General features: G+C 70.0%; 4 protein-coding genes. 3 read left to right on the top strand and 1 reads right to left on the bottom strand.

From position 1 onward, the window contains the following. Together KBX34_RS34490 and KBX34_RS29070 are read left to right on the top strand one after the other, a co-directional pair. Positions 1-907: discoidin domain-containing protein (locus KBX34_RS34490; protein ID WP_210928133.1), on the top strand; the 907-nt coding region annotated here is incomplete at its 5' end. 189 nt (positions 908-1,096) lie between these two features. Then, positions 1,097-4,795 (top strand): discoidin domain-containing protein, encoded by a 3,699-nt coding sequence (locus tag KBX34_RS29070; protein ID WP_210928131.1) that lies wholly within the window; start codon positions 1,097-1,099, stop codon positions 4,793-4,795. Between the two features lie 31 nt (positions 4,796-4,826). Here the strand turns inward: KBX34_RS29070 and KBX34_RS29065 are convergent, their stop codons facing one another. Next, complete coding sequence (locus KBX34_RS29065) at positions 4,827-5,597, bottom strand: crotonase/enoyl-CoA hydratase family protein (protein WP_210928130.1); 771 nt, start codon at positions 5,595-5,597, stop codon at positions 4,827-4,829. A 176-nt stretch (positions 5,598-5,773) separates the two neighbouring features. Between KBX34_RS29065 and KBX34_RS29060 the strand changes: the two genes are divergently transcribed. Continuing rightward, entirely contained in the window at positions 5,774-6,628 is an 855-nt protein-coding gene (locus KBX34_RS29060; RefSeq protein WP_099856886.1) for a Rieske 2Fe-2S domain-containing protein, read from the top strand. The last annotated feature ends 284 nt before the right edge of the window (positions 6,629-6,912 follow it).

The following is a 6,912-nucleotide window of genomic DNA, read 5'->3' as shown; positions in this document are numbered from 1 at the left end:
GACCACCCCGCCCCCGACCACCCCGCCTCCCACCAGCGGAAACCTCGCCCTGAACCGACCGGCGACCGCGACCAGCACCAACCAGAGCTACACGGCGGGCAACGCGGTGGACGGCAACGCGGCCAGCTACTGGGAGAGCGCCAACAACGCGTTCCCCCAGTCGGTCACCGTCGACCTGGGCTCGGCCCGGCCCGTCGACCGGGTGGTGCTCAAGCTGCCCGCCGGCTGGGAACGCCGTACCCAGACGGTGTCGGTGCTCGGCTCCACCGACGGATCGTCGTACGCCACGCTGGCGTCGTCCGCCGGTAGGGTCTTCGACCCGGGCGCCGGCAACGCCGTGTCGATCGGGCTGCCCTCCGGCGACCGCCGCTACATCCGGGTCACCGTCACCGGCAACACAACGACCGGGCCGCGCTGCTGGCCGGCAGCGGGCGAGGAGAGCCGGAGGCGCTGGCGACCGAGTTGGCGTACGGGATGGACTCGCTGGCCACGGACGCGGCGGCCGGCGCGGCCGGTGACCGAGACCAGCCACTCCGACGTGTACGCCGCCGCCAACACTGTGGACGGCAACCCGAACACCTACTGGGAGAGCGCCAACAACGCCTTCCCGCAGTCGCTGACCGTGGACCTGGGCACCAACCGGACGGTGTCCCGGGTCGTGCTCAAGCTCCCACCGTCATCGGCCTGGCAGACGCGCACCCAGACACTGGCGGTGCTCGGCTCCACCAACGGCTCGACGTTCGCCACAGTGAAGGCGTCCGCCGGCTACACCTTCAACCCGGGCAGCGGCAACACGGTCACCGTGACCTTCACGGCGACCAGCCAGCGGTACCTGCGGCTGACCGTCACCGGCAACACCGGTTGGCCAGCAGGTCAGCTCAGCGAGTTCGAGGTCTATTCCAGCTAGGCCAGGTGCCCCCGCCCGCCCAGGGTGGGGGCACCCGGTCCGGGCGGTCCGGCGCAACGCAGCGCCGGCCGCCCACCCCGTCCCCCAACCCGCACCGTCCCCCACCTGTCGCGGAACGACGGGCGTACCCCTGCACCCGTCGCCGGGCAACGCACCCACACCCACCCCCGAAAGAGGTGTAGCGACCCCATGTCCAGAAACGGCACCAGACGAGGCACGCCGCCGACCGGCGCGCCCACTCCCGTCCCCGGCACCACCCGCTCCGGCCGTCGGCGGCTGCTCTCCAGCGTGCTCGCCGGGATGCTCCTCGTCACCGCACCGGTCGTCACCCCCGCGGCGGCCAGCGCGGCACCAGTTTCCGACCCGGTCGCGGCCGCCGCCCGCGTCGCCATGCTCGCCGGGCTCTCCGCCACCATGACCGCCAGCAGCTACAACCAGAACTACGTGGCGAGCAACGCCAACGACGGCAACGCGTCGACCTACTGGGAGAGCGCCAACAACGCGTTCCCGCAGTGGATCCAGGCCGACCTGGGCGCCACGGTCAGCGTGGACCGGGTGGTGCTCAAGCTGCCGCCCGCGTCGGACTGGCAGACCCGCACCCAGACGCTGTCGGTGCTCGGCTCCACCAACGGCTCGTCCTTCACCACCCTGAAGGCGTCCGCCGGCTACACCTTCAACCCGGCCAGCGGCAACACCGCGACGGTCAGCTTCACCGCCGCCAGCACCCGCTACGTACGGGTGCAGGTCACCGGCAACACCGGTTGGCCGGCCGCCCAGCTCTCCGAGGTCGAGGTCTACGGTGCTGCCGGCAACACCGACACCCAGGCTCCGAGCGTCCCCGGCAACCTGGCGTACACCGAGCCGGCCAGTGGACAGATCCGGCTCACCTGGTCGGCGTCGACCGACAACGTCGGGGTGACCGGGTACGACGTCTACGCCAACGGCGCGCTGCGCGGCAGCGTCAACGGCTCGACGCTCACGTACACCGACAGCCAGTCGGCCAGCACGACGGTCTCGTACTACGTGCGGGCCAAGGACGCGGCCGGCAACCAGTCGGCGAACAGCAACACCGTGACCCGGACCGGCACCGGCAACCCGCCGACCGGTTCCAACCTGGCGATCGGCAAGCCGATCACCGCCTCCGGGTACGTGCACACGTTCGTGGCCACCAACGCCAACGACAACAACGTGGCCACCTACTGGGAGGGCAACGGCAACCCGAGCACGCTGACCGTGCAGCTCGGCGCGAACGCCAGCCTCAGCCAGGTCGTGGTGAAGCTCAACCCGGACTCGGCGTGGGGTGCGCGTACGCAGAACATCACAGTGCTCGGCCGGGACCAGGGCTCGTCGAGCTTCACCACCCTGGTCGGCGCGGCGAACTACACCTTCAACCCAGGCAGCGGCAACACGGTGACCATCCCGGTCTCCGGTGCCGCAGCCGACGTACGGCTCTCGATCGCCTCGAACACCGGCGCTCCGGCCGGGCAGGTGGCCGAGTTCCAGGTCTTCGGCACCCCCGCGCCGAACCCGGACCTGACCGTGACCGGCATGTCGTTCAGCCCGTCCGCACCCGTGGAGACCAGCACCATCACGCTCTCCGCGACAGTGCGTAACGCGGGCTCGGCGGCCTCCGGCGCGACGAACGTCAACTTCTACCTGGGTGCCACCCGGGTCGGCACCGCGTCGGTCGGCGGTCTCGCGGCCGGCGCCTCGACCACTGTCAGCGCCAGCATCGGCACCCGTGACTCGGGCAGCTACCCGCTCAGCGCGAAGGTGGACGAGTCGAACACCGTCGTCGAGTCCGACGACACCAACAACAGCTACTCCAACCCCAGCCCGCTGGTGGTCAGCCCGGTCGCCACGTCGGACCTGGTCGCCTCGTCGGTGGCCTGGTCGCCGGGCAACCCGTCGGCCGGCAACACGGTCACCTTCTCGGTGTCGGTGCGCAACGCCGGCAGTGTGGCGTCCGCGTCCGGCGCGCACGGCATCACGCTCACCGTGCTCAACGAGTCCGGCACCGTGGTCCGTACGCTGACCGGCTCGTACCCCGGCGTGATCAACGCCGGTGCCACGGTCGGCCCGATCAACCTGGGCACCTGGACCGCCGCGAACGGTAAGTACACCGTCCGGGTGGTGCTCGCCGCCGACGGCAACGAGCTGCCGGTCAAGCAGGCCAACAACACCAGTGACCGCCCGCTCTTCGTCGGTCGCGGCGCCAACATGCCGTACGACATGTACGAGGCCGAGGACGGCGCGGTCGGCGGCGGCGCCAGCGTCGTCGGGCCGAACCGGGAGGTCGGAGACCTGGCCGGCGAGGCGTCCGGTCGGCGGGCGGTGACCCTCAACTCGACCGGCAGCTACGTCGAGTTCACCACCCGGGCCAGCACCAACACGCTGGTCACCCGCTTCTCCATCCCGGACGCCCCGGGCGGCGGGGGGATCAACTCCACGCTGAACGTCTACGTCAACGGCACGTTCCACAAGGCCATCGACCTGACGTCCCGGTACGCCTGGCTCTACGGCAACGAGACCAGCCCGGGCAACTCGCCGAGCGCGGGCGGGCCGCGGCACATCTACGACGAAGCCAACGTCATGCTCAACTCCACCGTCCCGGCCGGCAGCAAGATCCGCCTCCAGAAGGACCCGGCCAACACCACCACGTACGCCATCGACTTCATCAACACGGAGCAGGTGGCGCCAATCGCCAACCCGGACCCGGCGCGCTACACCACGCCGACCGGCTTCACCCACCAGGACGTGCAGAACGCCCTGGACCGGGTGCGGATGGACACCACCGGCAACCTGATCGGGGTGTACCTGCCGGCCGGCAACTACTCCACCTCGTCGAAGTTCCAGGTGTACGGCAAGGCGGTGCAGGTGACCGGCGCCGGCCCCTGGTACACCCGGTTCAACGCTCCGTCGGGCCAGGACAACACCGACATCGGCTTCCGGGCCGAGAACTCGGCGGCGAACTCGTCCTTCAAGAACTTCGCCTACTTCGGCAACTACACCTCGCGGATCGACGGTCCGGGCAAGGTGTTCGACTTCTCCAACGTGTCGAACATCGTGATCGACAACATCTGGAACGAGCACATGGTGTGCCTCTACTGGGGCGCGAACACCGACTACATGACGATCAAGAACTCCCGGATCCGCAACATGTTCGCCGACGGCATCAACATGACCAACGGCAGCACCAACAACCTGGTCAGCAACAACGACGCCCGGGCCACCGGCGACGACAGCTTCGCGCTGTTCTCGGCGATCGACGCGGGCGGCGCCGACATGAAGGACAACATCTACGAGAACCTGACGTCGACCCTGACCTGGCGTGCCGCCGGTGTGGCCGTCTACGGCGGCTACGGCAACACGTTCCGCAACATCTACATCGCGGACACCCTTGTCTACTCGGGCATCACCATCAGCTCGCTCGACTTCGGCTACCCGATGAACGGCTTCGGTGCCAACCCGCCGACCCGGTTCGAGAACATCTCGATCGTGCGGGCCGGTGGGCACTTCTGGGGCTCGCAGACCTTCCCGGCGATCTGGGTCTTCTCCGCCTCGAAGGTGTTCCAGGGCATCCGGGTCAGCGACGTCGACATCGTCGATCCGACCTACAGCGGCATCATGTTCCAGACCAACTACGTCGGCGGGCAGCCGCAGAACCCGATCACCGACACGGTCTTCACGAACATCTCGATCAGCGGGGCCCGTAAGAGCGGTGACGCCTACGACGCGAAGTCCGGCTTCGCCATCTGGGCCAACCCGATGCCGGAGGCCGGGCAGGGGCCGGCCGTCGGGTCCGTCACCTTCAACAACCTGCGGCTGAGCAACAACGCGGTGGACATCCAGAACCCCACGTCAACCTTCACCATCAACCGCAACTGATTCAGCTCGCACCGGATGCCGTCGGGAGGGGTCACTCTCCCGGCGGCATCGTGCCGTGTCGGCCAGCGCCGGCCGCGAACCGGGCCGCGCCGGCCGCCGCGTCCGTGGCCAGCGAGTCCATCCCGTACGCCAACTCGGTCGCCAGCGCCTCCGGCTCTCCTCGCCCGCTGCCGGCCAGCAGCGCGGCCCGGTCGTTGCGCAGGCAGGTCTGCGGGTGCCGGGCGATCGCCGCCGCCAACTCCTCGGCCGCGGCCCGCGCCTGGCCCGGTGGCACCAACCGATTGACCAACCCCATCGCGTACGCCTCATCAGCCGGCACCGGGCGGCCGGTGAGGATCAGGTCCATCGCCCGGCTCTCGCCGATCAACCGGGGCAGCCGGACCGTTCCGCCGTCGATCAGCGGCACTCCCCAGCGGCGGCAGAACACCCCGAGCGTCGCGTCGGACTCGGCGACCCGCAGGTCGCACCAGAGCGCCAACTCCAGGCCGCCCGCCACCGCGTACCCGGAGATCGCCGCGATCACCGGTTTGCTGAGTGTCATCCGGGTCGGGCCCATCGGCCCGTCCCCTTCCGGCTCGACCCGATTGCCGCTCGGTGTGCCGATCGCCTTGAGGTCCGCGCCGGCGCAGAACGTGCCACCGGCGCCCCAGAGCACTGCCACCGCCGCGTCGGGGTCGGCCTCGAAGGCCCGGAAGGCGTCGGCCAGCGCCCGAGCCGTCGGCCCGTCGACGGCGTTGCGAGCCGCCACCCGATCCAGCACGACTGTCGTCACCGGCCCGGCACGCTCCACCCGTACACCCATCGACTCAGCATGCCCGTACCGTCCCGCACTCACAATCCCCGTCGATCTTGCGGCCGGCGGCCTGGTTCGGCCAGGTCTGGGTGGTTTCCCGGGGCAGCAACCGCAAGATCGCGCTCAGTGACGAATTTGTCGCCCGAGACCGGTTTGCGACCCCCTTCGCCGGGAAGTCGGTACGGGTGCGAGCACTTTTGACGAAAGTTGAGCAGGCATCCAGCCTCGACCGGACGGGTGACCGGTTGCAGCGAGTGGTCCTGAGCACGCTGCGTCCGCGGCGGCTGCGGGACCTGCTGCACGGGGTGACCCTCGGGCATCCACTGCACCCGGCGATGGTGCAGGTGCCGGTCGGCGCCTGGATCAGCGCCGCGGTACTGGACCTGATGCCCGGGCAGCGCCGGCCCGCCACCGTGCTGGTCGGCCTGGGCACCGTCAGCGCGGTGCCGGCGGCGATCGCCGGGTTGAACGACTGGGCCGCCCTCGCCCGTGACCAGCGCCGGGTCGGCCTGGTGCACGCCGCGGCCAACACCGTCGGCTTGACGCTGTACGCCGGGTCACTGGCCGCGCGGCTGTCCGGCCGGCACGGCGTCGGCCGCGCTCTCGGTTTCCTCGGGCTCTCCACCGTCAGCCTGGGGGCTTACATCGGGGGCCACCTTGCGTACAAGCAGGGGGCGCAGGTCAACCAGAGCATCTCCGAGTTGCACCGGATGACCGACGGCTGGCACTCGCTGGCCGACATGGCGACGCTGCCGCAGCGCACCCTGATCACCCGAGAGGTGGACGACGACATCTCGGTGATCCTCTACCGGCACGGTGACGAGGTGACCGTGATGTTGGAGCGCTGCCCGCACCAGAGCGGCCCGCTCGGCGAGGGTGAGGTGCAGGAGATCGACGGCCACGCCTGCGTGGTCTGCCCGTGGCACGGCAGCGCGTTCCGGCTCAACGGCGGCGAGGTCGTGCAGGGGCCGTCCGGCAACGACCAGCAGATCCTGCCCACCCGGATCCAGGACGGCGTGCTCCAGACCCGCCTGCCCTGACCCAGCGGCACGGTGGCCGCGGTTCGCCCGACCGCCACCGGCCCCGTGGGGTGTTACTCGGCACCGATGCTCGCGCCGTCAAGCGGTGCCGCTTTGGACGCTGAAGTTCGCGCGGTCAAGGCGGTGCCGCTTTCGACGCTGATGCCTGTGAGTCATCTTGATGACTCACAGGCATCACGCATTCTGGAGACCTGGTCCTCGGCGCGGACCGCTACCGACCAGACCCGCCTGCTGGCTGCTGCGACAGCCGAGTTGTGGTCGGTCGAGTCGGTGCCGGGCGGGCG

It is taken from the genome of Micromonospora sp. M61, assembly GCF_018070245.1.
GTDB lineage: Bacteria > Actinomycetota > Actinomycetes > Mycobacteriales > Micromonosporaceae > Micromonospora > Micromonospora zamorensis.
The sequence above is the reverse complement of the archived record's forward strand: the minus strand, read 5'-3'. Positions and strand labels throughout refer to the sequence as shown.